The organism is Aquimonas voraii, from assembly GCF_900101825.1.
In the GTDB taxonomy this organism is placed as follows: Bacteria; Pseudomonadota; Gammaproteobacteria; order Xanthomonadales; family Xanthomonadaceae; genus Aquimonas; species Aquimonas voraii.
In genome coordinates, this window is sequence record NZ_FNAG01000004.1 from 180,217 (window position 1) to 205,218 (window position 25,002).

General features: G+C 69.2%; 20 protein-coding genes. All 20 read right to left on the reverse strand.

Annotation, left to right across the window (positions count from 1 at the left end):
- Nucleotides 1-17: 17 nt before the first annotated feature.
- On the reverse strand, nt 18-530 hold the full coding sequence (locus BLP83_RS09545; protein WP_091241868.1) for a chemotaxis protein CheW: 513 nt from the start codon (nt 528-530) through the stop codon (nt 18-20).
- A 278-nt stretch (nt 531-808) separates the two neighbouring features.
- On the reverse strand, nt 809-2,899 hold the full coding sequence (locus tag BLP83_RS19250) for a methyl-accepting chemotaxis protein (protein WP_091241870.1): 2,091 nt from the start codon (nt 2,897-2,899) through the stop codon (nt 809-811).
- A 70-nt stretch (nt 2,900-2,969) separates the two neighbouring features.
- Nucleotides 2,970-4,067 carry an OprO/OprP family phosphate-selective porin gene (locus BLP83_RS09555; RefSeq protein WP_091241873.1) on the reverse strand — a complete coding sequence of 366 codons (1,098 nt, stop codon included), beginning with the start codon at nt 4,065-4,067 and terminating at the stop codon, nt 2,970-2,972.
- A gap of 195 nt (nt 4,068-4,262) precedes the next feature.
- Complete coding sequence (locus tag BLP83_RS19255) at nt 4,263-6,476, reverse strand: methyl-accepting chemotaxis protein (protein ID WP_091241876.1); 2,214 nt, start codon at nt 6,474-6,476, stop codon at nt 4,263-4,265.
- A 149-nt stretch (nt 6,477-6,625) separates the two neighbouring features.
- Complete coding sequence (locus BLP83_RS09565; protein WP_091241878.1) at nt 6,626-7,129, reverse strand: chemotaxis protein CheW; 504 nt, start codon at nt 7,127-7,129, stop codon at nt 6,626-6,628.
- Nucleotides 7,130-7,151: 22 nt separating this feature from the next.
- Complete coding sequence (locus BLP83_RS09570; RefSeq protein WP_176764101.1) at nt 7,152-9,770, reverse strand: Cache 3/Cache 2 fusion domain-containing protein; 2,619 nt, start codon at nt 9,768-9,770, stop codon at nt 7,152-7,154.
- A gap of 184 nt (nt 9,771-9,954) precedes the next feature.
- Nucleotides 9,955-12,024: a chemotaxis protein CheA gene (locus BLP83_RS09575; RefSeq protein ID WP_091241884.1), complete on the reverse strand. Its 2,070-nt coding sequence runs from the start codon at nt 12,022-12,024 to the stop codon at nt 9,955-9,957.
- A 7-nt stretch (nt 12,025-12,031) separates the two neighbouring features.
- A complete protein-coding gene (locus BLP83_RS09580; RefSeq protein ID WP_091241887.1) occupies nt 12,032-12,400 on the reverse strand; it encodes a response regulator in 369 nt (122 codons plus the stop codon).
- A gap of 21 nt (nt 12,401-12,421) precedes the next feature.
- Complete coding sequence (locus BLP83_RS09585; RefSeq protein ID WP_091241888.1) at nt 12,422-12,697, reverse strand: STAS domain-containing protein; 276 nt, start codon at nt 12,695-12,697, stop codon at nt 12,422-12,424.
- Between the two features lie 305 nt (nt 12,698-13,002).
- Nucleotides 13,003-14,373, reverse strand: coding sequence for a chemotaxis protein CheW (locus tag BLP83_RS09590; RefSeq protein WP_091241893.1), 1,371 nt, complete (start codon nt 14,371-14,373; stop codon nt 13,003-13,005).
- A complete protein-coding gene (locus BLP83_RS09595; protein WP_091241896.1) occupies nt 14,370-15,167 on the reverse strand; it encodes a ParA family protein in 798 nt (265 codons plus the stop codon). Before BLP83_RS09595 ends, BLP83_RS09590 begins: the two co-directional genes overlap by 4 nt.
- Nucleotides 15,168-15,170: 3 nt before the next feature.
- A complete protein-coding gene (gene motD / locus BLP83_RS09600) occupies nt 15,171-16,034 on the reverse strand; it encodes a flagellar motor protein MotD (RefSeq protein ID WP_091241897.1) in 864 nt (287 codons plus the stop codon).
- Nucleotides 16,035-16,105: 71 nt separating this feature from the next.
- Nucleotides 16,106-16,846 carry a flagellar motor protein gene (locus BLP83_RS09605; RefSeq protein WP_091241900.1) on the reverse strand — a complete coding sequence of 247 codons (741 nt, stop codon included), beginning with the start codon at nt 16,844-16,846 and terminating at the stop codon, nt 16,106-16,108.
- 71 nt (nt 16,847-16,917) lie between these two features.
- Nucleotides 16,918-18,732, reverse strand: a complete 1,815-nt coding sequence (locus BLP83_RS09610; protein ID WP_091241901.1) for a chemotaxis protein CheA — start codon at nt 18,730-18,732, stop codon at nt 16,918-16,920.
- A 15-nt stretch (nt 18,733-18,747) separates the two neighbouring features.
- On the reverse strand, nt 18,748-19,380 hold the full coding sequence (locus BLP83_RS09615; protein ID WP_091241904.1) for a protein phosphatase CheZ: 633 nt from the start codon (nt 19,378-19,380) through the stop codon (nt 18,748-18,750).
- Nucleotides 19,377-19,769, reverse strand: coding sequence for a chemotaxis response regulator CheY (locus tag BLP83_RS09620; protein WP_091241906.1), 393 nt, complete (start codon nt 19,767-19,769; stop codon nt 19,377-19,379). The genes BLP83_RS09615 and BLP83_RS09620 overlap by 4 nt, the downstream gene beginning before the upstream one ends.
- A 41-nt stretch (nt 19,770-19,810) precedes the next feature.
- Nucleotides 19,811-20,557: an RNA polymerase sigma factor FliA gene (locus tag BLP83_RS09625; RefSeq protein ID WP_091241908.1), complete on the reverse strand. Its 747-nt coding sequence runs from the start codon at nt 20,555-20,557 to the stop codon at nt 19,811-19,813.
- Entirely contained in the window at nt 20,557-21,411 is an 855-nt protein-coding gene (locus BLP83_RS09630) for a P-loop NTPase (protein WP_091242051.1), read from the reverse strand. Before BLP83_RS09630 ends, BLP83_RS09625 begins: the two co-directional genes overlap by 1 nt.
- 19 nt (nt 21,412-21,430) lie before the next feature.
- On the reverse strand, nt 21,431-22,858 hold the full coding sequence (gene flhF, locus BLP83_RS09635) for a flagellar biosynthesis GTPase FlhF (protein WP_091241910.1): 1,428 nt from the start codon (nt 22,856-22,858) through the stop codon (nt 21,431-21,433).
- Between the two features lie 68 nt (nt 22,859-22,926).
- Nucleotides 22,927-24,999, reverse strand: a complete 2,073-nt coding sequence (flhA, locus tag BLP83_RS09640; protein ID WP_245680001.1) for a flagellar biosynthesis protein FlhA — start codon at nt 24,997-24,999, stop codon at nt 22,927-22,929.
- Nucleotides 25,000-25,002: the final 3 nt, after the last annotated feature.

The window sequence follows — 25,002 nt, forward strand, 5'->3', positions numbered from 1 at the left end:
CTTTCCGCCGCGGCGTATCAGCCGGCCGCAGCGACGAGGCTCAGCGCCTCGGCTTTCAGCATTTCATCGATGTCGAGCAGCAGCACCATGCGCTCGCCGGCCATGCCGATGCCGGTGAGGAAGCGGGCGTCGACGGTCTTGCCGAAGTCGGGCGCGGGCTTCAACTGGTCGGCGCCGAAGGATGTGACATCCGACACGCTGTCGACCACGATGCCGACCACGGCACTGGCCATGTTGAGCACGATCATCACGGTGAAGGCGTCGTACTCGGCGGCCAGGCGGAACTTCAGCCGCATGTCGACCACCGGCACAACCGCGCCGCGCAGGTTGATCACGCCTTTCAGGTAGTCCGGTGTGTCGGGAATGCGGGTGACGTTCTCGTAGCCGCGGATCTCCTGCACCTTGAGGATGTCGACGCCGAACTCCTGCGAGCCCAGACGGAAGGTGAGGAACTCCTGCCGCGCCTCGTTGGCGGCCTCTGCCGCCCGCGCCGAAGAGGAACGCTTGCTGCTGGAAAGGGCGAAGGACATGGGGGCTCCGATGCGGCGGTGACGGTTTGGCGGCGGTTGCAGCAGGGGAAGGCAAGGCTTGTGCCGGTGAAGCCGGGATTAGGGATTGGGGATTGGGGATTCGTTAGAGAGCTGGGATTCGGGAGTCGGGATTGGGGATTCGCTGGAGCAGGGTGCGGCTGTGATCCAGACCGCTCCGGCTCCTCAGCTCGGCTAGGGGCAGAACTCGAAGCGTTCGCGCGACGTTCTCGACCAGCTGCTCTGACGAATCCCGAATCCCGACTCCCGAATCCCGGCTGTCAAAGCCTGAACCGCGCCACGTTCTGCGCCAGCCGGCCGGCCTGGTCTTCGAGCGCGCGGGCGGCGGCAGTGGCTTCTTCGACCAGGGCCGCGTTCTGCTGGGTGGCTTCGTCCATGTGGGTGATGGTGGCGCTGACCTGCTCGATGCCGGCGGTCTGCTCGGCGGACGCCGCGCTGATCTCGCCCATGATGTCGGTGACGCGCTTCACCGAGGCCAGGATCTCGGCCATCGTGGCGCCCGCGGAGTCGACCAGCTGGCTGCCGGAATCGATGCGCTGCACGGTGTCCGAGATCAGCTGCTTGATCTCGCGGGCGGCGGCGGCCGAGCGCTGGGCAAGGGTGCGCACCTCACCTGCCACCACCGCGAAGCCTCGGCCCTGCTCGCCGGCGCGGGCGGCTTCGACCGCGGCGTTCAGCGCCAGGATATTGGTCTGGAAGGCGATCCCGTCGATCACCCCGATGATGTCCTCGATCTTGCGCGACTGCACATGGATCTGGCCCATGGTGTCGACCACCTGGCGCACCACGCTGCCGCCGCGCTCGGCGACGTCGCCGGCGCCGATGGCGAGCTGGTTCGCGGATCTCGCGTTCTCGGCGTTGCCGCGCACGGTGGAGGTGAGCTCCTCCATGCTGGCGGCGGTCTCTTCCAGTGCCGCGGCCTGCTGCTCGGTGCGCGAGGACAGGTCGGCGTTGCCGGCGGCGATCTCGCCCGCGGCTGAACGCACCGTCTCGGACGAGGCCTGGATCTCGCCGATGATGCTGCGCAGCTGCTCGACCATGCGGTTGGCGTCGCCGCGGATCTGCGCGAACACACCCTGCGCCTCGCCCTGAAGGCGTTGGCCGAGATCGCCGTCGGCGAGCGCGCGCAGCAGGGTCGAGATGCCGCTGAGCTGGGTGTCTGCGGTGGCCATCAGCGAGTTCAGGCCTTCCACCATGCGGCGGAAGTCGTGCTTGAAGCGGCTGGCGTCGCCACGGGTCTTGAACTCGCCGCGGGTGGCGGCCTGCGAGAGCTCGGTGATCGCCGCGTTGATCTCGCCGAGGCGCGTCTTGACCGCGTCCATCGCCTGCGAGATCGCCGCCTGCTCGCCGGGCAGACGATCCATGTCGTGGTTGAAGTCGCCTTCGGCGTAGTGGCTCATCACCTCGGCCATGCGCCTCTGCGCGCGCACGTGGCCGTCGACCACGGCATTGACCTCCTCGGCCATGCGCGCGAAGTCGCCGGCGAAGCGGCTGGCGTCGATGCGCTGGTCGAGCATGCCGGCGCCGTGCTGTTCGGCCAGCTGGCGCTGGGCCTCACGGACCGCGTTCAGCTGCTGCTGCATCGTCGCCATCGAGGCCAGCAGCTGGCCGGCCTCGTCGCGGGCTTCGGCGCGGATCTCCTGGTCGAGGCGGCCGCGGGCGATGCCCTCGGCGGCGCGGGTGGCCTGGCCCAGCGGCCGGGTGATGGCGCGGGTGATGCTCCAGCCGAACACCGCGGCGAAGAGTGCCACTGCGACCATGCCGAGACTCAGTTGGAGCATTGCTCGCTCGGAGGCGGCATCGGCTGCTGCGACCTGCGCGTCCAGCAGGCGGCTGGTTTCCTCGATCAGGGCCTTGATCTCGTCCATCAGCGCGCGGCGCAGGGGGCGGGCCTCGTCGCTGGACACGGCGCGCGCAGTGTCGAAATCGTCGGCGTCGATGGCGGCGGCGATCTTTGCGCCAGCGCTGAAGTAGGCTGCGCCCGCGGCCTTCACCTTCTCGAACAGGGCGCGCTCGCCGTCACTGCGGATCAGCGCCTCGTAGCGCGTGAGCGTGCTGCCGAAATCGTTGCGCAGGCTATCGGTCCGCTTGCGGTAGTCGGCGAGTTCAGCGGCCTGGCCCTGATAGCCGAGCTGGGCCACTTCAAACGTGCGGTACTCACCGAGGATGCCGCGCAGCTCGAGCAGGGCGGTGCGCGCAGGCAGCGAGCGTTCGGTCAGGTCGCTCACGAGCGCGTTCTCGTCGCGCAGATCCTTGATGCCGTAGCCTCCGATCGAGAGGGCGAGAAAGGTGAGTACGGCAAAGGCGAAGGCCAGCTTGCGGCCGATGGGAAGATGGGCGAACCAGCGCATGATGGGGGCTCCTTGCGGCGCCGCTGAGGGCGCCTGGCGGTGCTTGCTGCGGGAAGGCCGCTGGCGCGGCTCAGTAGCTCAGCTGGATGCGGAACTGCAGCAGGTTCGGGTCGTCGGCCACGCCGCGACGCGCGCTGCGCACGGCGGTGTAGTTGGCGAGCAGTCGCACATTGGGGTGCACATACCAAGTGGCGCCGAGCGTCCAGTCGCGCTGGGTGCCGCCGAGCACCGGAGCATCGTCGAGGTCGATGCGGCTGAAGCGCAGGAACAGCTCCCAGGGCATCTCGCCTTCGCCGGCCTTGGGCGAGCCCACGACGCCGGACTTGTAGCTGCGCGCATGCCCGCTGGGCGACCAGCTGATCAGGGCATAGCTGGCATTCGAGCTGAAGTCGCCAGCCTGCGAACGCGTGCTGCGGCCGATCGCATGCTCGGCCTGCAGCGACCAGGGCCCGTGCAGCCACAGGGCCTCGGCGGCGAAGCGCTGGTTCTGGTCGACGTCGGCGAAGGTGCCGGTGTCGACCAGCGAGCGGCTGGCGATGCCGGATTCCGGGCGCACGTTCCAGCGCGCGCTGTCGCTGCGCGGACTGTCGATGGCCAGCGAGCCGCCGACGTGGAGCAGACCCTCGCCGCTGCGGCTCAGCACCCGGGTGTAGCGGGTGGCGAGCCCGCTGCCTTCGAAGCGGCCGTCGAGGCGCTTGTCGAACAGCGAGAGGTCGAAACTGTGCCGCTCGTTCGACTGGCCATAGGCGACGCCCAGTCGGCGACTGACCGCATAGGCGGCGGTCAGCGACTGCTCCATCAGCGGTGTCTGCCGCTCGTTGATGACATCGTCGAGCAGGAAGGGATGCTTGAACTGGCCGAAGCGCAGGTGACGACCGCCGCCGAGGAACCACTGGAAGCTCAGCTCGGGCGCGGTGCGCTCCTCGACGTCATGCTCGCCGCGCAGCTGCCAGCGCTCACCGGACTTGATCGTGATGCCGATGCGCGCGCGGCGGAAATCGCGCACGTCGGGAAAGGCGCGGGCATCCTCGTCGACGCGCAGCCAGTCGTAGTTGGCGCTCAGCGTAGGGGTCAGCGTCCAGCCCTGCGGCAGGGCCTGGGCTTGGGCGGCGGACGCGCCAAGGCCGGCGCCCAGCGCGAGCCCCAACAGGGAAAGAACGGTCTTCATGCGTCGAGTCTCCGCGTGGCGTCGATGTGCGCCCAATCCGTGCAAGAGCCGCGCCGCGCTCTGGGAACAAGATCCGACGCTTGATGCAAGGCTCAACGTGGACCCGGTACGCGCCTGCGATGCGGATATCGCGCTGCGACGCTGTTCCCGATGCCCGATGCCCGATGCCCGATGCCCGATGCCCGATTCCCAGCCCTACAGCCGGAAGCGCGCGACCGCGCGGCGCAGTTGGGCGGCCTGCTCTTCCATCGAGCGCGCGGCGGCCGAGGCTTCCTCGACGAGGGCGGCATTCTGCTGGGTGCCTTCGTCGAGCTGGGTCACGGTCTGGTTGACCTGTTCGATGCCGCTCGACTGCTCCACCGCGGCGGTCGAGATCTCGCCCATGAGGTCGCTGACCCGGCGCACGGCGCTCAGCACTTCCTGCATGGTGCTGCCTGCACGCGCCGCCAGCTGGGCGCCGCTGCGGCTCTTCTCGACCGACTCGCCGATCAGGGATTTGATCTCGCGGGCGGCGGTGGCGGCGCGCTGGGCCAGCGAGCGCACTTCGCCCGCGACCACCGCGAAGCCGCGGCCCTGCTCACCGGCGCGGGCGGCCTCGACCGCGGCGTTCAGCGCCAGGATGTTGGTCTGGAAGGCAATGCCGTCGATCACCCCGATGATGTCCTCGATGCGCTTGGACTGCGCGTCGATCTCGCCCATCGTGGCCACCAGTTGACCGACTGCGCGACCGCCGCTGTCGGCCGTGCCGCTGGCGCCCTGGGCCAGGCGACTGGCGGTCTGGGCGTGGTCGGCGGTGGCGCGCACGTTGGAGGTGAGCTCTTCCATGCTGGCCGCGGTCTCCTCCAGCGAGGCGGCCTGCTGTTCGGTGCGCACCGACAGATCGGCGTTGCCCGCGGCGATCTCGCTGGCGGCGGTGTGGATCGCATCCACCGAAGTCTTGATGTCGCGGACGATCCCGGACAGCGCGTCGACCGTGCTGTTGGTGGCCTGCTTCATCTCGTCGAACAGGCCGGACAGCTGCACTTCGATGCGGCGGCTGAGGTCGCCATCGGCGAGGCCGAGCAGCACGGTGCGGACGGCCTCAAGGCTCTGTGCGGTGCTGTCCATCAGGCTGTCGATCGACACGGCAAGATTGCGCACGAAGCCGGTCTTGCCCTCCAGCGGGATGCGCTGGCTGAAGTCGCCGCGGGCGGCGGCGGCCACCACCGAGGCGACCCCTTCCTCGGTGGCCAGTTCGGCCGTGCGATCCTTCCATTCGGTGACCGTGCCGATGCGCTCGCCGTTCTCTGCAAACACTGGCGTCACCACGAGGTCAAGCTTGTGGCCGCCGACTTCGATGCGCGCGTGGTGCGGGGTCTTCAGTTCGGCCAGCAGACGGCGCTGGTGCTCGGGATTGGCATGAAACTGATCGATGCTGCCCCCCGTCACCGTATCAGCGCTGAAGCCGGGCATGGCGCGCCGCAGATCGGTCTCGGCTTCGCGGAACATCGCGCGGATGGCCCGGTTGACGTAGACGATGCGGTTGTCGGAATTGGCGATCATCACGCAGGCGCTGGCGGCATCAAGGGCCGAGACGATGCGGGCGTTGATCTTGGCCTGCTTGGCGGTTTCCTCGACTTCGTAGCCGAGGCGGATCTGCAGCGACTTCAGCCCGATCAGCACCTTGCCGACGCTGTCGCTGCGGTGGATCGGCAGCGGGTCGTTGTACTCGCCCTGGGCGATGCGCTCGAACACTTCGTTGGCGAGGAACAGGCGGTCGCGGATGTCGTGCGAAAGCCACCAGGCGCTGTAGAAGGCGAACACGCTGCCGATGCCGAGGATCCACAGGCTCCAGGGGCCGAGGCCGGCGCTGCTGTGGAGCAGGGCCGCACCCAGCCCTACCACGCCGGCGGCGGACAGCATCAGCCGCTGCTTCAAGGTCAGCAGCCAGAGCGGGTTGTAGCGCTCGGAGAGCGTGGGCCGGTGCAGCTCGCCATAGCGCAGACGCAGGCCGGCAGCATTGCCGGCGCGGATCGCAGCATAGGCCGACTCGGCGGCGCGGATGCGCTCGCGCGGGACCTTGCGGCGCACCGAGATGTAGCCGGTGGTCTGGCCGCGCTCGACGATCGGGGTGACGTTGGCCTCGACCCAGTAGTGGTCGCCGTTCTTGCAGCGGTTCTTGACCAGGCCGACCCAGGGCCGCCCCGACTTCAGCGTCTTCCACATGTCGGCGAAGGCTTGGGGCGGCATGTCCGGGTGCCGGATCATGTTGTGCGGCTGGCCGACCAGCTCCTCGACGCCGTAGCCGCTGACCCGCACGAAGGCGCGGTTCACCGAGGTGATCACGCCTTTGGGGTCGGTCTGCGAGACCAGGGTTTCGCCGTCGGCGATCTCGACTTCTCGGCCGGTGACGGGAAGGTTGGTGCGCATCCGGGGCTCCTGGGGAGTGGTGACTCGGCGCGCGGCTGGCAAGCCTTGACGCCGGTCTCACATCAGGCAAGAGCCGTGCCCGGTGAAACGCCGGGTCGGCGTCGGCGTCCGCCCCGGCGCCCGGCCGGTCCGGCGACGGGCGCGCCCGCTCAGGCGGCCGCGTCGGTCAGCGCCATGTCGCGGCCCAGCATCATCGGTTCGATGTCGAGCAGGAGCAGCATGCGCTCGGCCACGGTGGCCACGCCCTTGAGGTAGCGGGTGTCGACCGCGCCGCCCAGGTCCGGCGAGGGCTTGATGTCGGCCGCCGGCAGGCGCACCACGTCGGACACGCTGTCGACCACGATGCCGACCACGCGACTGCCGAGGTTCAGGATGATCATCACCGTGAGCTCGTCGTACGTGGCCTCGCCGAGCTCGAACTTCAGGCGCAGGTCGACGATTGGCACGATCACGCCGCGCAGGTTGATCACGCCCTTGATGAAGGCCGGCGAGTCGGGCAGGCGGGTGACGTTCTCGTAGCCGCGGATCTCCTGCACCTTGAGGATGTCGACGGCGTACTCCTCCTCGCCCAGGCTGAAGGTGAGGTACTCGTCGCCGATGCCGGCATGGGCTTCGGTAGCGGCCGCGGTGGCCTTGGCGATGTCGGTGCTCATGGGGGTCCTGTGGATCGGGGGTTCAGTGCGGGGACTGGCTGTTCAGGCGGAAGGCGGAGGCCGCTGCCACGAGGTCTCGGGCCTGCTCCTCCATCGAGCGGGCGGAGGCCATGGCCTCTTCGACCAGGGCGGCATTCTGCTGGGTCATTTCGTCGAGTTGCGCGACCGTGCGGTTGACCTGCTCGATGCCGCCGGACTGCTCGGTCGAGGCCGAGGCGATTTCGGCGATGAGGTCGGTCACCTGCTTCACCGAGCTCACGATCCGCAGCATGGTGGCGCCGGCTTCGTTCACCAGTCGCGAGCCGGCACCGACCTTGTCCATCGAATTCCCGACCAGCTGCTTGATTTCCTTCGCCGCCTCGGCCGAGCGCTGCGCCAGCGCGCGGACTTCGGTGGCCACCACGGCAAAGCCACGACCGGCTTCGCCCGCGCGCGCCGCCTCGACTGCGGCATTCAGGGCCAGGATGTTGGTCTGGAAGGCGATGCCGTCGACCGTGCCGATGATGTCGCCGATCTTCTTGGAGGCGATGTTGATTTCGCCCATGACCTCGACGACCTGCTGCACCACCTCGCCGCCCTCGGTGGCGACGCCCGTGGCATCGTGGGCGAGTTCGTTGGCCTTGCGCGCGCTGTCCGCGTTCTGCTGCACGGTGCCGGTCAGCTCCTCCATGGACGAGGCGGTTTCTTCCAGTGAGGCCGCCTGCTGTTCGGTGCGCGAGGACAGATCGATGTTGCCGGCGCTGATCTCGCCGGCGGCGGTGTTGATGCTTTCGGCGGCGGTCTGGATCTGGCCGACGATCTCGCGCAGGCGTTCGATCGTCGCATTGGCGTCGGACTTCATGGCGCCGAACACGCCCACCATGTCGGCTTCGATGCGGCGCGAGAGATCACCCTGCGCGAGAGCCGACAGTACCCCGCGAAGCTCGACGAGGCTGGCGTTGACCTGATCGAGCAGCTGATTGAGTCGGTTCGAAACCAGCGCATAGAAGCCGCTGCGACCTCCCGTCTGCATGCGCAGATCGAGATTGCCTTGGGCGGCAGCCTCCACGACCTCCGTGATTTCCTGCTCGAACTGGACGTCCGTGGTGCGGTCGTGCCACTCGACCACGAAGCCGGCGCGCTGGCCGGAGGCATCCGCCACGGTGTTCACCGAGAGCTCGAAGATCGCGTTGCCCAGGGTGATGCGCGTGCGGTGCTGCCCGCTCAGCCCATCGAGCGTCCGACTGACGCGCTCCACCGAGCCGCCGTGGAAGCGGTGGATGCTCTTGCCGACGATGTCGTCCGGGTCGAACTCGGGAATGCGCAGGCGAATCTGCTCCAGCTGGTCGCGCAGCATCTGGCTGACGCGCGGATTGGCGAAGGTGATCCTGTGCTCGTTGTCGGCGATCATCAGGCCCACGCTGGCCTGCTCCAGGGCCAGCCGTACGCCGAGGTTCTGCTGGGCGACGTCGCGCTCGGCCTGCATGCGCTCCTTGATCTGCGCGCTCATCCGGGTCATCGCGCCATAGAGCCGACCGACCTCGTCCTCGCGATCGGTGCGCAGGGATACCTCAAGATTGCCCGAGGCCACGGCCTCGACCGCCTGCACGGCTTCGCCGAGCGGCTTGGTGACCAGACGTCGGGCAATCCAGCTCAGCGCCGCCGCCAGAAAGGCGAGCGCGAGCACGCCGAGCACGGACATCGTCGCCAGCAGGCGGACCGCGGGCCCCCGCGCGGCGGCCCTCGACTCGAGGGCGATCAGCCGCCAACCCCAGGGGGCGAAGTCGCGTGCCCGTCCCAGCATCGTCTGCGGCTCGCCCGATCGCGAGGGCAGGCTGAGTTCGAACTCGCTGCCCGGCTCCTTCCACAGCGCGGTCAGCGCGGCCTTCTGCCCGGCATCCGTGATCTCGTCGATCTTCTGACCCTCGAGATCGGGGTGCACTTCGAGGCGTCCGTCCGCGGTGTTGATCGCGATGAAATAGCCGTCCTTGCCCAGCTCGGCCTGGCGAATGGACTCGCGCAGCCCTTGCAGCGTTTCGCCGTAGGGCACGCCGATGAAGAACACGCCGATCACTTCATCGTCGAGATCGGTGATCGGACTGTAGTAGGTCATGTAGTCGCGCCCGAACAGGGTCGCCCGTCCCACGTACTCCTTGCCCTCGAACAGCCCGGCGTAGGCGGGGTGCTGACGGTTCAGCGCGGTGCCCACCTCGCGGAAGTTGTTGTCGTCCCGCAGCGAGGTGGTGACCCGGATGAAGTCCTCGCCGTCGCGCGCGAAGACGGTCGCGACGCCGCCCGTCGCGAGTTCGAAAAGGTCCACCGGATCGTCGTTGCCATTCAGCAGCATGTCGCCCATGTACAGGGCGGGCGGGTTGAAGTCGCCGACGGCGATGCGTTCGTCCGCGGCGGCGCGCAGATCCTGCTCGGGCAGGAAGGCAAGGAAGGTGTCGTAAAGCCGGCGTGCGGTGTCGCGCAGGCTGCTGTCGTAGGTCTGCAGCAGCCGCTCGCCCACGTCCACCGCCGTGCCGAGTTCGTCTTCGGCTTTGCTGACCAAAGCGGACGAGGCCTGCCAACCGACGATCAGGGTGGTGCTGCCCAGGACCGCGAGTACGCCCAAGGCGACCGACAGGGCGAGCTTGAGACCGAGCGAACTGCGCGTCATCGCCAGCAGTTGCTGCCAGCGCAACCCCGCACCGGAGCCGGCACGGGATCGGGGTGGCTTGGCTGACTCGGTCTTCGGCGGGTTCCGGTCCGGTGACGGGGGGCGCGTTGTCATGCCATGGACTCCGGTTGACGACGGCAGCCCCGCGCGGCGCGCGCGGCTGTCGCGGGAGAACTTGCCCGTCTCAGGCCGCGGCGCTGGTCGCCAGCGCCCTGACCAGGCCGCCGATGTCGACGATCAGGGCGACGCGGCCGTCGCCGAGGATGGTGGCCCCGGACACCGCCGGGATGCGGCGGTAGTTGGCTTCGAGGTTCTTGACCACCACCTGCTGCTGGCCGAGCAGCTCGTCGACGACCAGGGCCAGCTTGCGGCCACCGCCCTCGACCACCACCACCAGGCTGTTCTCATCGAGACGCGCATCGCCGAGACGATAGAACTCGGAGAGGTTGACCAGGGGCAGGTAGTCGCCGCGCACCTTCAGCACCTTGCCGCTGCCGTGCACGCTGCGGATCTCCTGCAGGTCGGGCTGCATGGCTTCGATCACATAGCCGAGCGGCAGCACGAAGGTCTCGCCGCCGACCGCGACGGTCATGCCGTCGAGGATGGCGAGCGTCAGCGGCAGGCGGATGGTCACGCGGGTGCCTTCGCCGAGGTGGCTCTCGATGTCGATCTCACCGCCGAGCTCGGCGATGTTGGAACGCACCACGTCCATGCCGACGCCGCGGCCGGAGACATCGGTGACCTGCTCGGCGGTGGACAGGCCCGGATGGAAGATCAGCTGCCAGACCTCCGAGTCGGCCATGCCTTCATGGGCCGGCAGGCCCCGCTCCATCGCCTTGCGCAGGATGCGCTCGCGGTTCAGGCCGCGGCCGTCGTCGGTGATCTCGATGACGATGTGGCCGCCCTGGTGGGAGGCGCCCAGCTCGACCGTGCCGACCGGGTCCTTGCCCGCGGCTTCGCGCTCTTCCGGCGTTTCCAGGCCGTGGTCGACCGAGTTGCGCACCAGGTGCACCAGCGGATCGACGATGCGTTCGATGACGCCCTTGTCGAGCTCGGTGCCTTCGCCGAAGGTGCGCAGGTTGACCTTCTTGTTCAGGCGCGCCGCGAGGTCGCGGACCATGCGCGGGAAGCGCGAGAACACGAACTCGACCGGCAGCATGCGCACGCTCATCACCGCTTCCTGCAGGTCGCGGGTGTTGCGGTCAAGCAGGGCGAGGCCGTTCAGGAGTTTCTCGTGCTGGGTCGGGTCGAGGCCGTGCGACTGTTGGCGCAACATCGCCTGGGTGATGACCAGCTCGCCGACCAGGTTGATCAGCGCATCGACCTTGGAAATGTTGACGCGAATCGAGCTGTCGACTTCCGCGGCTCCGCGCTCGGCTTTGCCAGCAGCGCCGGCGGCGGGCTTGGCGACGTCCTTGCGCTCGCTCGCCTGCGGCATCGGCACGATGTCGGCGCTCTTGGCCGGCACCGGCAGGGCTTCGGTGCTGGCGGCTGCCGGTGCGGGGGCGGCCGCAGTCGCCGCGGGCGCGGCCGCCGTGATCGCTTCGATGCTGAGGTCGCATTCGTCCTCGACCCAGGCGAAGGCATCGCCGATCGCCGCTTGCTTGACGGTGGCCGGCAGGCTCAGGGTCCAGCGCAGGTAGGAGGTGGCGGGCTCCAGCGCTTCAAGCGCCGGCAGCTGAGAGGTGTCGCATTGCGCCTGCAGCTCGCCCAGGCGATCGAGCTCGCGCAGGATGCGCAGCGGATCGTTGCCGGTGATGAACAGATTGGGATGCGGCGCGAAGCGCACGCACCAGCCGCTGGCGGCCTGGCCTGCGCCGGCTTGGGTGGCGGCCCCAGGTTTGGCCGGCGCCGCGCTCGGCGCGCCGGAGTCGAGGAGGGCCGAGAGGCGGAGGTTGAGGTCGGCGCAGGGCGCGGTGTCGTCGGGGTTGCCGGTTTCGGCGGCGACCAGCAGCTCGCGCAGCACGTCGACCGAGGCCAGCAGGGCGTCGGACAGCTCGGCGGTGATCTCGCGCTTTCCGGCGCGGACCTGGTCGAGCAGGGTCTCCAGCAGGTGGGTGGTGCCGGTGATGGCCGAGAAGCCAAAGGTGGCGGCACCGCCCTTGATCGAGTGGGCCGCGCGGAAGATGGTGTTGATGGTGTCCGGATCGTTGCCCGACGACTCAAGGCTGAGCAGGCCGGACTCCATGGCATCGAGGCCTTCGCGGCTTTCGGCGAAGAAGACCGCCTGGAACTGCTTCATGTCGATGGGCATGGCGGCCTCACCCCATCACTTTGCGGATGGTGGCAATCAACTGGTCGGGGTCGAAAGGCTTGACGATCCAGCCGGTGGCGCCGGCGGCCTTGCCTTCCTGCTTCTTGTCCATGCCGGCCTCGGTGGTCAGCATGAGCAGGGGGGTGAACTTGTAGTCCGGCAGCTGGCGCAGGTGGCGGATCAGGGTGATGCCGTCCATGTTCGGCATGTTCACGTCGGCCACGACGCAGTTGAACTTGCCACCCTTGGCCTTCTCCAGCGCGACCACGCCGTCTTCGGCCTCTTCGACCTCCCAGCCGGCGGAACGCAGCGCGAAGGCGACCATCTGCCGCATCGAAGCGGAATCATCCACGGCCAAAATGCGTGCACCACTCATTGCGCGTACTCCGTATGCGTATCAGGGGGAGGACCAGCCGAACAGGCCGCCGAGGCCGCTGATGCGCGCGGCAGCCTTGAACTCGTCCGAGGGATTTTCGATCTGGGTTTCGAGCCCGGCGCCGCGCCGCTGCAGCACCAGCGCGGCCAGCACCTGCAGCGAGGCCGCATGCAGGCGGCTGACCTTGCTGCCGTCGAGCTTGAGCGGCTTCTTGCCCTTGGCCAGGCCGCGCAGCTGCTCCAGCAGCGGCTCGGCGGCCTCGATGCCGAGGTCTTCGGGGATCTGGATCGTGCTCATGGCGGTGCTCAGGGCCTCGTTGCGTGGCCTGCCGCGACCGGCGGCAGCCCGTGTCGATGCTTAGGCAAGCGGCGTGCCGGGCGGCGCGTGACGGGATTGCGGCGCGTGTTGAAGCCGGGATTCGGGATCGGGGATTCGGGATTCGCTCAAGAGCCGGGATTCGGGAATGGGCATTCGGGATTCGCAAGGGCAGGAGCACGCGAGGTTCGGGGTAGCGGGACCTTGCCCGCCTGGGATCGCTGGGAGGCAGCAGTTCGCGAGGCCTGCTTCAACGAATCCCGAATCCCGAATCCCCAATCCCGGTTTCATCTAAGAAAAACCGTCGCATCCAGCAGCACACTCATGTGGCTGCCGTGGCGGGCGATGCCGATCAGGGCTTCGCGGGGCAGGGCGGGGATCGAGCTCACCGGGTTCTCGACCGCGCGTTCGGACAGCGAGATCACTTCCGCCACGGCGCTGACCAGCAGGCCGACGGTTTCCTCTTCGGTCTCCAGCACAATCACCCGCGAGGCTTCGGTCAGGGGTTCCTGCGGCAGGCCGATGCAGGCGCCGAGGTCGATCACGGCGATGATCTGACCGCGCAGGTTCATCACGCCCATCACATGAGGCGCGGCGCCGCGCACCGGCAGGATGTCGGGCACGCGCTGCACCTCCTGCACCTTCAGCAGTTCGACGGCATAGCTCTGGCCGCCCATCTGGAAGCGCAGCCAGCGGTGGAACTTCTCCACCGGCACCGGCGGCAGCTCAGGCACTTCCTGCTCGCGGCGCCGCGCCAGCCGGCGGCGCACGGCCTCGCTGCGCTTGGCCAGCTGCGGTTTCAGCAGGCCGTGCTGCGGCGGCATTTCGGCCGGGCCCGGCATGGGCACATGGCTGGGCAGGGGGGGGGCGGCGGCCACCGCGGCCTGGCGAGCGATGCGGGCGGCCTCGGCGGCCGCATCGAAGGCGGCCTCGAGTTCGTCCAGCTCGCTCGGGCCCGCGCTGGCGGTCGCGGCGGCCTGGTTGAAGACGCCGCTGGCCTTGGCCTCGGCATGAGCCTGCTCGAACACGGCTTCGAGCTCGTCGAGTGGATCGCCCAAGGGCACGGCAGGTGCGGCGGCCGTCGCGGCCTGGTTGAAGACGCCGCTGGCCTTGGCCTCGGCATGGGCCTGCTCGAACGCGGCTTCGAGTTCATCGAGCGGATCGCCGAGCGGCGCGGCGGGCGCGGGAGCAGCCGCGGCTTGGTTGAAGACGCCGGCAGCCTTGGCCTCGGCATGGGCCTGCTCGAACACGGCTTCGAGTTCATCGAGCGGATCGCCGAGCGGCGCGGCGGGCACGGGAGCAGCCGCGGCCTGGTTGAAGACGCCGGCAGCCTTGGCTTCGGCATGGGCCTGCTCGAACACGGCTTCGAGCTCGTCGAGCGGATCGCCCAGCGGCGCCGCAGGCGCGGGGGCTGCCGCGACCTGGTTGAAGACGCCTGCAGCCTTGGCTTCGGCATGGGCCTGCTCGAACACGGCTTCGAGTTCGTCGGGGGGATCGCCCATGACGACAGGCGGCGCCTCGGCGTGCGCGGCGGACGGCGGGACCGGGTCTGCCGGGCTGACCGGCGGTGCGGGCGCGGAGGCCGCGCTGACGGCTGGGGCGGCGGGCTCGCCCAGCAGCGCGTCGAAGTAGTCGTCCAGTGCGGGTTTGCCGTTCATGGCGTGCTGCCTCGGGGGGCGGCGTCAGCCGCTGCTTTCAGGTCGGCCGTGACCAGCCAGTCGGTCAGGCGCATGTAGGCGCTGGCGCCGCGCGCGCTGGCGCCGAGCGAGGCCGGGGTCAGGGCCTGCCGGCTGGCCTCACGCAGGCGGGTGTCGACGGGAATCTCCTCGTCCCACACGGCCTCGCCGTGGCGGCTGCGCAGCTCGGCAAGGCTGTCGACGGCGGCGCGGGTGCGCTTGTCGTAGAGGGTGGGAACGATGCGCGCCGGCACCGGCGTTCCACGCGAGCGCTGCACCATCTCGGCGGTGCGCAGCATCGCGTTCAGGCCATGCAGGGCCAGTGGTTCGGTCTGGGTGGGGATGATCAGGGCATCGGCGGCGGCCAGCGCGGCCACCATCAGCACGCCCAGGGTGGGCGGGCAGTCGAGCAGGGCGTAGTCGTAGCGGTGCTGGCCGGCAAACGCCCGCACCAGCGCGCGTCCCAGGCCCTGGCGGGTGGCGCTCTGGCGTTCCAGCGTCGCCAGCGCCGGCTGGCCGGGCAGCAGGTCGAGGCCGGGCTGGCCGCTGGGTCGGGTCAGGGTCACCAGCGGCGGCGGCGTCTCTGCGAACAATTCGAACACGCCGGGCGGCGCCGGGTCCTCGGGCACTTCGAGCCAGCGCGACAGCGAGGCATGCGGATCGAGGTCGACCATGAGCGTGCGGAAGCCGCGTTCAGCCAGGCAGGCGCCGATGGCGAGCGTGGACGTGGTCTTGCCGACGCCGCCCTTCTGGTTGGCGATGCACCAGGTGCGCATGGCTTACGGGCCCTCCTGCGGGGGAGCGAGTGTGTCCTCGCCATTGCTGCGCGCCAGGATCACCAGCACGACCCGGCGGTTGGCGTTGCGTCCGCCTTCGCTGACGTTGTCGGCGACCGGCTGGAACTCGCCGTAGCCCACCACCGTGAGGCGACCGGGGGCGATACCCGAGCCGATCAGCACGCGGGCGATGCTGGCCGCGCGCGCGGCCGACAGCTCCCAGTTGCTGGGGAACAGGGCGGTGGCGATCGGCACGTTGTCGGTGTGGCCTTCGATGCGGATCAGGTTGGGCGCCTCGCGCAGCACCTCGGCGACGCGGGTGACCGCGGCCACTGCTTCCGGGCGTGGCGCGGCCGAACCCGAGGCGAACAGCATGTCGGACTTGATCTCGACCTCCAGCCAGTCGCCGCGGCGGTAGACCTGCACGATGTCTTCGAGGATCAGGGAATCCAGCGCCTGCTCGATGTCGCTGGCGATCGCCGACAGTGCATCGCGCGAGCGGCTCTGTTCCAGGGCGGTCTCGCGTGCGCGCTGGTCCAGCCAGCGCTGGCGCTCTTCTTCGGGGAGGTTCTGCGCGATCCGCTCCGCGACCAGCCCCATCGGCAGCTGGCTGCCGATGATCGACTTCGCCTCCAGTCGCGCGCCGTCCGGCCGCAGCTGGCCGAACTGGACCGGCTGGATCTGTGTGCCGGGCCCGCCGAAGGCCTCCGACAGCGAGTTCGACACCACCCGGTACTTGCCCTCGTTGACCGAGGAGATCGAGTACATCACCACGAAGAAGGCGAGCAGCAGGGTCACGAGGTCGCCGTAGGGGATGGCCCAGGCCTCGTGGTTGGCGTGCTCTTCGTGGCTGTGTCGACGGCCCATGGCGACTCGCAGGCGGCGGATTCAGGCCTGCCCTGCAAGCGCCGCGCCGCGGCCGCTCGGGGGTCGGCGGCTCACAGCAGATAGCCCTGCAGGCGCGATTCGAGGTTGCGCGGGTTCTCGCCCTCGGCGATCGCGATCAAGCCCTCGATGACCAGTTCGCGGGTGCGCGCACGCTGGCGGATCACCGCCTTCAGCTTCGCCGCGACAGGCAGGAAGAACAGATTGGCCGAGGCGATGCCGTAGATGGTGGCGGTGAAGGCCGCGGCGATGCCGACGCCGAGCTTGGAGGGGTCGGCCAGGTTCTGCATCACCGCCATCAGGCCCAGCACCGCGCCGATGATGCCGAGCGTCGGCGCGTACACACCCATGCCCTCGAAGACCTTGGCGGCGGCCAGGTCGGTCTGCTCCTGGCTGTTGAGGTCGATCTCCAACACCTTGCGCAGGGTGTCGGGCTCATTGCCGTCGACCAGCATCTGCAGGCCCTTGCGCAGGAAGGGGTCGGACAGCTTGTCGATGTCGTTCTCCAGCCCGAGCAGGCCGTCCTTGCGGGCGCGCGTGCTCCAGCCGACGATCTGCGCGAGCAGCTGGCGGCCGGGGTCTTCCGGCGGCTTCACGATCCACACGAAGATCTGCATCGCGCGGCGGAAGGTCGGCATCGGCGTCTGCACGAGGATGGCCGCGAGCGTGCCGACGATGACGATGATGAAGGCCGCCGCCGACCACAGCGAGGACAGGCCGGCACCCTTGGCGACTGCGCCGCCGAGGATGGCGACGAGGCCGAGCACGATGCCGATGAGGCTCAGGATATCCATGCGGAAAGCTATCGGCCGTGGCGCTGGGGGCTTGAGGGTGGGTGGCAGGGGCTGGAAGGTCGAGCTGGCGTCTAGACCGCGTTCTGCAGGCCGGCGACGTCGAGAATCAGCGCCAGATTTCCGTCGCCGGTAATCGTGGCGGCGGCCAGCCCGGTCAGCCCGCGCAGGGAATGCGGCAGCGGTTTGACCACGACTTCCTCGCGGCCGCGGACCTGGTCGACCACGATGCCGAGCTTGCGGCTCTGGGTCTGCACCACCACCACGCCAGCGTCCTCGGTCGACACCGGCTTGCCCAGCCAGCGCCGCAGGAACACCAGCGGAAAGGTCTGCTGGCGCAGGTCCAGCACCTCATGGCCGTCGATGAAGCGCACCAGGCTCTCGCGGTACTTGAACACCTCCAGCACGTTGGACAGCGGCAGCGCGTAGGGCCGGCCGGCGGCGGTGACCATCAGGGTCGGCAGGATCGCCAGCGTCAGCGGCACGCGGATCACGAAGCGCGTGCCTTCGCCGCGGACGGATTCGATCAGCACCTGGCCATTCAGTTCGGCCAGCTTGCTCTTGACCACATCCATGCCGACGCCGCGGCCGGAGATGTCGGTGGCCTGCTCCTTGGTCGAAAACCCCGGCAGGAAGATCAGCTGCAGGGCCTCGGTGGGCGACAGACGCGCCGCCGTGTCGGCATCGATCAGGCCCTTCTCGCGCGCTTTGGTGCGCAGCATGTCGGGGTCGATGCCGCCGCCGTCGTCGGCGACGATGATCACGATGTGGTCGCCTTCCTGCTGCGCCGACAGCTTGAGCGTGCCGGCTCTGGGCTTGCCGATCGACTCGCGGCGGTCGGGCGCCTCGATGCCGTGGTCGATGGCGTTGCGCACCAGGTGGATCAGTGGATCAGACAGGGCTTCGACGAGGTTCTTGTCGAGTTCGGTCTCCTCGCCGATCAACTGCACGTTGACCTCTTTCTTCAGCGTGCGGGCGACGTCGCGGGCGACCTTGGGGAAGCGCGAGAAGGCGCGACCCACCGGCTGCATGCGCACGCGCATCACCTCGGCCTGCAGGCGCGCGGTGACGACATCGAGGTTGGAGACCGCGCGTTCCATGTCCTCGTCACGCGTGCGGCGACGCAAGGCCTTCAGGCGATTGCGGGCCAGCACCAGTTCGCCGACCAGGTTCATCAGCCCGTCGAGGCGCTTGGTGTCGACGCGGACGCTGCTTTCGGCAGGCGGTGCTGCTTTCGCGGCGGGGCCGGCAGACGCCGGCGGAGCGGTCGGCGGTGGCGCCGCCGGCGCGCGCGCGCCCGGTGCCTGCACTGGGCTGGCCGGCAGCGGCGTGGCCTTGCCGGCCGGCACCTGCTGGGCGGCCTGGAACATGTCGACCAGGGCCTCGAACTCGTCCTCGGTGATGCTTTCGCCGGTGCCCGCCTTGGCGGCGGCCGGGGGTGCCGCGGGGGCGGGCTTGGGCGCGGGTTTGGCCGGCGCAGCGGCAGGCGCCGCCTGCGGGCTGGAATCCGGCAGGGCGGCGATGCGGATGGCGCTGAGAAGTGCGTCCGGCGCGCGCTCCGCTGCCGCGCCGGAGCGCAGCGCGGCCAGCTGGCCCGAGAGGTGGTCGAGCGCGCCCTGGGCGAGATCGAACAGGTCACCGTCGACCGCCAGTCGCCCCTTGCGCAAGAGGTCGAACAGTTCCTCGACGCCGTGGCAGAGCTCGACCAGCGGGCTGAAGTTGAGGAAGCTGGCGCCGCCCTTGATGGTGTGGAAGCCGCGGAAGATGGCGTTCAGCAGGTTGGTGTCCTGCGGCTGCATCTCCAGCTGCACCAGCTCGTCGCCCAAGCGCTCGGCGATCTCGCTGGCCTCGACCAGGAAGTCGGCGGCGATGTCGTCGTGTCCGCTCATGCGTGGTCGTTCCCGCTAGAGGCCGAGGCCGGCGAGCAGGTCGTCGGCATCGTCCTGGCTCACGCCGTGGGCGTCGATGCCAGGCAGGGCGGGGCCCTGCGCTTCGATGCCTTCGTTCTTGCGCTGCTCGGGCAGGCCCAGCGCGTTGCTGATCTTGCCGATCGCCTGCTCGACCTGATGCACCAGGCCGACCACACGCTTGATCGTCTGCCCGGTGAGGTCCTGGTACTCCTGCGCCAGCGCGATGCTGGACAGGTTGCCGCGCACGCTCATCAGCTCGTTCTCGATCGCCGAGTCCAGCCCTTGGCTGCGCAGCAGGTCGATGCGGTTGCGGCAGTCCTCGACCAGGTCCAGCGTGCGGTGGGTGGCTTCCTCGGTGGTCTGCACCACGAAGTTCAGGCGCGCCCGCGCATCCGGCAGCTCCTCGCCGGCCAAGGCACCGAGACGCGCGTCGATCGGCAGGTTGGCCAAGGCGCCGGTCAGCTCGCGGGCGAGCCGATCGATGGCGGCGTAGATCGGCCGCGAGCGCCACTGCGCCAGCGATTCGATGCAGCTGCGGTAGAGGGTGTCGTCGCCCTGCTCCAACGCACCCAGCGCCGCGTGCATCAGGTGCAGCAGGTGCTCGCGCTCTGCTGCCGAGGCGTTCATGCGGCGCTGCCCATGCGTTCGAAAATTTTCTGCAGCTTCTCCTGAAGGGTCTGCGCGGTGAAGGGCTTGATGATGTAGCCGTTCACGCCGCTCTGCGCGGCCTCGATGATCTGCTCGCGCTTGGCCTCGGCGGTGACCATCATCACCGGCAGATGGGCCAGCTTGGGATCGGTGCGGATCGCCTTCAGCAGCTCGATGCCGGTCATGCCCGGCATGTTCCAGTCGGTGATCACCAGGTCGACCGGGGCCGAGCGCAGGTGGGCCAGCGCACTGTTGCCGTCCTCGGCCTCGGAGGTGATCTGGAAGCCGAGGTCATTGAGCAGGTTCTTGACGATCCGGCGCATCGTTGAGAAGTCGTCGACGATGAGGATCTTGATGTTCTTGTCCATGGGAGACGGCTCGTCAGGAGAGGGTCGGGGTAGGGAAGGGGTCAGTCGGCTTCGACCGGATCGCGGATCCAGTCGGCGAGGCGCGAGCGCAGGCGCACCAGGGCCTGGCCATGCAACTGGCAGACCCGCGATTCGGTGACGCCGAGCACTGCACCGATCTCGCGCAGGTTGAGCTCCTGCTCGTAGTACAGGCTCATCACCAGCTGCTCGCGCTCGGGCAGCTTGCCGATCGCCGCAGCCAGATCGTCGGCGAAGGCTTCGCGCTCGACGCCGGCCGCGGCCGAGCTCGCGGCCACGCTGGTTGGCAGGCGCAGTTCGCCCGATTCATCGGCATGCGCATCGATGCTCAGCACCTGCCCGCGCGAGGCGTCTTCGAGCAGGCGGTTCAATTCCTCGATGGGCATCTGCAGCGCCTGCGCGACTTCGACATCGCGGGCGGCGCGACCGGTCTTCTGCTCGATCGCGGAGGTGGCGGCGGCGAGTTCGCGCACCTTGCGGTGGACGCTGCGCGGCACCCAGTCGCCTCTTCGGATCTCGTCCAGCATGGCGCCGCGAATGCGGATCGAGGCGTAGGTTTCGAAGGCCGCGCCTTGACTCGCGTCGTAGCTGCGCGAGGCTTCGATCAGGCCGATCATGCCGGCCTGGATGAGGTCGTTGACGTCAACGCTGGCCGGCAGTCGCGCGGCCAGATGGTGGGCGATGCGCGCCACCAGGCTGCCGTGCTGGGCCACGGTCTCGTTGGCGTCCGGTCGGCGGACGGCGCGGTATTCGGCTTCCGCCTGCGACATCACACATGCGCCTCGGGCGGAGCGACCAGGCGCTCGACGAAGAACTCGACCGGGCCACGCGGGCCGCTGGGCGCGCTCCACTGGTCGATGCGGCGGGCGATGCCGCGCAGGGCATGCGCGGACGGACAGGCGGGGAAGGCCTCGACCACCGCCTGCTGGCGCTGGATCGAGCGGCGCAGCCATTCGTCGTGCGGAATGATGCCGAGCAGGCTGACGGTGACGTCGAGGAAGCGGTCGGTGACCCGCGAGAGCTTGTCGAACAGCTCGCGGCCCTCGGCCGGGCTGCGCACCATGTTGGCGATGATGTGCACGCGGTTCACCCCGCGCTCGCGCGAGAGCACCTTGATCAGGGCGTAGGCGTCGGTGATCGAGGCCGGTTCGTTGCAGACCACGAGGATCACGTCCTGCGCCGCCTGGGCGAAGGTCAGCACGCTCTCGTGGATGCCGGCGGCGGTGTCGACCACCATCACGTCGACCTCGCGGTCGAGCTCGGAGAAGGCGCGGATCAGGCCGACCTGCTCGGGCGCCGACAGCTCGGCCATGGCGCGCTTGCCCGAGGCGGCAGGAATGACAGCCAGCCCGTGCGGTCCCTCGAGAATGGTGTCCTGCAGCTGGCAGCGGCCTTCGATGACGTCGGCCAGGGTGAAGCGCGGCGACAGGCCCAGCAGCACGTCGACATTGGCGAGGCCAAGGTCGGCGTCGAGCAGCATCACGTGGCGGCCGGCATCGGCCAGGGCCACGGCGAGGTTGACCGACACGCTGGTCTTGCCGACGCCACCCTTGCCGCCGCTGACGGCGATGACCCGCACGGGCTTGACCCGCGGCTTGCGCAGGCCCTGGGCCTGATCGTCCATGGGGGCATCGGCGCGGGCTTCACCCTGCGACATGCTCGATCTCCTCGTGCAGATGACTGCTGCCGCGGCGCTGCTCGGTGACGCGCAGGGCGAGGCGGTGGGCCTCGGCGCGGTGGATGTCCTCGGGCACGCGCTGGCCGTCGGTGAGGTAGCTGATCGGCAGGCCGTGGCGCACGGTCACGCCCAGCGCGGCACCCAGGCGGCCGGTTTCGTCGACCTTGCTCAACACGACTCCGCGCGGCTTGGCGATGCCGAAGCGGCGCACCACCTCATCCAGGTCGTCGGCATGGGTATTGGCCGGCAGCACCAGCTGGGTGTTGACGTGGCGCAGCTTCGCCAGCGCCGACAGCTGCGCGCCGAGCGCCAGATCGCGATGCGAGAGGCCGGCAGTGTCGACCAGCACCAGCTTGTACTCGCCGAGGCGATCCAGGGTCTCGCCGAGTTCGTTCGGGTTGGCGACCTCGATCACCGGCATGCCGAGCAGACGTCCGTAGGTGAACAGTTGCTCGCGGGCGCCGATGCGGAAGCCGTCGGTGGTGACCAGGGCGACATCGCGCGCGCTGTGCTGGGCGGCGTAGCGCGCCGCCAGCTTGGCCAGCGTGGTGGTCTTGCCGACGCCGGTCGGGCCGACCAGGGCGACCACGCCGCCGTGGGCGATGGGCTCGTCCTCGCAGACGCGCAGCGACTTGGCTAGTTGACCCAGCAGCAGGCCGCGGGCGCGCTGCGGATCGAGATCAGCGGGGATACGTTCGACGATGCCGCGGGCGAAGGCCTCATCGCAGCCATAGCCGGCGAGTTCCTCGAAGGCCGCGGCGCGCGCCGGCGACAGCCGCATGCGCTGGTCGGAGAAGCGCTCCAGCTCCTTCTTGAGGCTCTCGCGCAGCAGGGCCATCTCGCGCTTCATCTCGGCGATCTGCGGGTCTTCGACGCAGAGCTGCGCGACCTGGTCGGGGATGCGGGTGAGCCGGCGTGCGGCGGCGCGTTCGATCTGATCGATCGCGGTGATCGGCCGCTGCGGCGCTTCCGCCGCCACGGGCTGGGCGCGCGCAGCGGGGGCGGGCGGCGGCGCGGCCGCGGGCATACGCGGGTTCATGGCTTCGGCGCGAGCCACAGCGGCGACCTGCGCGGCCTGCGGCGGCAGCAGCGGATCCGGCGGCGGCGGAGGCGCCGAGGGGCTCAGGTGGGCGGTTGCCACCCGGGGCATCTCGGTGATCTTCACCGGCGTGGCAACTGCGGAGGCGGCTGCCTCGCTGGCCGCTTCGGCGGCGCGGCGCGCGGCCGTCAGCGACTGCTGCACCAGCGATTCGTCGTAGTCGGTGGCGCTGACCACCTCGACGCCGCCCTCGACGCGACGGTTCGACAGGATCACCGCATTCGGGCCCTGCTCCTCGCGCACCAGACGCAACGCGGTGCGCATGTCCTGGGCAAAGAACCGCTTGATCTTCATGAGCGCCTTCCGCCTGTACTCGTGTTCTCGAATGCCGTGCTGGAAACCTGCCCCGCGGGGCGATCACTTCAGCCGACGTTGCCGACCAGCTTGAGCTTCTTGTCGTCCGGCACCTCGTGGTAGGCCAGCACATGAAGCTCGGGAATCCCGGTGCGGGTGAGCTTGGCGATCAGCGATCGCACCGGCCCCGGCACCAGCAGCACGGCGGGCTCGCCGACCGCTTCCTGCCGTTTCACGCACTCCAGCAGCGACTGGTGCATGCGCTCGGCGAGACCCGGTTCCAGCGCGGCGCCGTTGCCGCTGACGGACTCCTGCAACACCCGTTCCAGCGGCGGAGCCAAGGTGTAGACCGGCAGTTCGGGGGCGAGTCCGTTGATCTCCTGGACGATGAAGCGGCCCAGCGCGGCGCGCACGGCGGCGGTCAACTGGGCGGCATCCTGGGTATTCGGCCCGTGTTCGAGCAGGGCTTCGCAGATCCGTCGCAGCTGTCGGATCGGTACCTTCTCGGTCAGCAGGTTCTGCAGGACGCGGACGATGACGGAAAGCGGAAGGGTTCTTGGCGTCAAATCTTCGACGAGCTTCGGGTGGCTGCGTCCAAGCGCCGTCAGCAGCTGCTGCACCTCCTCGTGGCCGAGCAGGTCGGGGGCATGCTGGCGCACCAGATGCGAGACGTGGGTGGCCATCACGGTGGCAGGGTCGACCACGGTCAGACCCAGGGCCTCGGCCTGGCGGCGGTTGGCCGGGCTGATCCAGAGCGCATCCAGCCCGAACGCCGGGTCGCGGGTCGGCACGCCGTCGATGTTGACCGGGATGCGCCCCGGGTTCAGGGCCAGCTCGCGGTCGGGCAGGATGTCGCCGGCGCCGATCGGCACGCCGTGCAGCAAGATGCGGTAGGCGCCGGGTGAGAACTCGAGGTTGTCGCGGATGTGCACCGGCGGGATCAGGAAGCCCAACTCCTGGGTGAGCTTGCGGCGCACGCCCTTGATGCGAGCCATCAGCTCGCCACCCTGTGCGCGGTCGACCAGCGGGATCAGCCGGTAGCCCACTTCAAGGCCCAGCGAATCGACCGGCGACAGGTCGTCCCAGCTGAGCTCGGTCGGTGCGGCGGGCTTGGGCGCCTCTTCGGCCGGCGCCGCGGGCGGCGGCGCGATGCTGCGCTTGTACAGGGCCCAGGCGGCATAGCCGAGCACTGCGGCCAGGCTCAGGAAGGCCAGGTTGGGCATGCCGGGCACCAGCCCGACCAGGCCGAGCAGGGCGGCGGCGATGGCCAGCGCCTTGTGCTGCCCGAACAGCTGGCTCATCACCGTGCCGCTCATGTCGTGCGAGCGCGAGACGCGGGTGACCAGCATCGCTACCGCGGTCGAGATCAGCAGGCCCGGGATCTGCGCGACCAGACCGTCGCCGATGGTCAGCAGGGTGTAGACCTCGGCGGATTCACCGGCCGACATGCCGTGTTGGGCCATGCCGATGGCGAAGCCGCCGATCAGGTTGATGAACAGGATCAGGATGCCGGCGATGGCGTCACCGCGGATGAACTTCGAAGCGCCGTCCATGGAACCGTAGAAGTCCGACTCTTCGCGCACCTCCTCGCGGCGGCGCATGGCCTCCTCGCGCGAGAGCAGGCCGGCGTTGAGATCGGCGTCGATGGCCATTTGCTTGCCGGGCAGCGAGTCGAGGATGAAGCGCGCCGACACTTCAGAGACGCGGCCGGCGCCCTTGGTCACCACCACGAAGTTGATGATGGTGAGGATGGCGAACACCACGAAGCCGACCGCGTAGTTGCCGCCGATGACGAAGGCGGCGAAGGACTCGATCACCTTGCCGGCGGCATCCGGGCCCTCGTGCCCGTGCAGCAGCACCACGCGGGTCGAGGCCACGTTCAGCGCCAGTCGCAGCAGGGTCACCAGCAGCAGGATGCTGGGGAAGATCGAGAACTCCAGCGGTCGTTGCACGTAGAGCACGGCCAGCAGGATCACCAGCGAGATCGCGATGTTGAAGCTGAACAGCACGTCCAGCGCCAGCGGCGGCAGTGGCACCACGATCATCGCCATCATGGCCATGACGATGAGTGGGGCGCCGAGGCCCTGGCGCAGCATGCCCATCAGCTGGCTGCCGCGGCTGGCGGTGGCCGGTTCGGCCATGGA